Origin of the sequence: Stenotrophomonas maltophilia group sp. RNC7 (genome assembly GCF_030910085.1) — a bacterium.
Taxonomy (GTDB): domain Bacteria; phylum Pseudomonadota; class Gammaproteobacteria; order Xanthomonadales; family Xanthomonadaceae; genus Stenotrophomonas; species Stenotrophomonas sepilia.
The window spans coordinates 1-327 of the sequence record NZ_JAVFVN010000902.1; the positions used below are offsets into that span (position 1 = coordinate 1).

At 42.2% G+C, this 327-nt stretch carries 1 protein-coding gene; it reads right to left on the reverse strand.

Annotated features, from left to right (window positions below; genetic code table 11):
• Positions 1 to 327, reverse strand: a 327-nt coding sequence (locus RCF13_RS23400) for a fibronectin type III domain-containing protein (protein WP_308141576.1), incomplete at both ends; no start/stop codon positions are given.

A 327-nucleotide genomic window follows, 5' to 3' on the forward strand; every position in this document is an offset into this window, starting at 1 on the left:
ACTGAAATCCTGTGTATTGATTGCCAGCAAGGATATATCGATCTCTTTATTGACTTCACAATCTACGATATAGGTCGGTGTTGTCGTGCTTTGTGTAATGGATGGACTCCATGCCGTTACGCCAGTAATATTTTTGGCCCGAACACGGTATAAATGGGAGGTTCCTGGGAGAAGATTCTCATGGATATACATTTCTTTCATTCCATTATCAATAGTTTCACCATCAATCTCCACATCATATCCTGTTGCACCCTCTACCCTAGCCCATCTTAATTCGATGGAATTATTTGCTGCATATGCTTCAAGACCAATTGGGGCATCCGGTGC